The organism is Symbioplanes lichenis (assembly GCF_030709675.1).
Lineage (GTDB): Bacteria > Actinomycetota > Actinomycetes > Mycobacteriales > Micromonosporaceae > Actinoplanes > Actinoplanes lichenis.
The window spans coordinates 1-274 of the sequence record NZ_JAUZQD010000056.1; the positions used below are offsets into that span (position 1 = coordinate 1).

Genomic DNA, 274 nt, shown 5'->3' on the forward strand with positions numbered 1-274 from the left:
TGTCGGGTTTGGTGCGGTCGTAGTTGCTGAGGAGCCGGTCGCTGTCGGTGGTGATGGTGAGGGTGGGGTCGAAGACGGTGAAGGTTTTCGGGTCGGCGTTGTAGCGGTTGGCTTCGACTGATGTTGCGAGGCCGCGGCCTTCTTTGGAGGTGTAGGTCAGCGTGGTGGAGTTGTTGGACTGCACCCCGAAGGTGATGTTGTTTTCGAGGCGGTTCTGGTCCAGCCGGATGAAGGTGTTGGGTTCGGGCAGATAAACCGCCCGCGGATCAGCTTG

At 60.2% G+C, this 274-nt stretch carries 1 protein-coding gene; it reads right to left on the minus strand.

Features of this window, described 5'->3' with window-relative positions; all coding sequences use genetic code 11:
* The coding region (locus RAN62_RS41025; RefSeq protein WP_305790311.1) for a hypothetical protein at nt 1–274 on the minus strand (274 nt) is incomplete at both ends.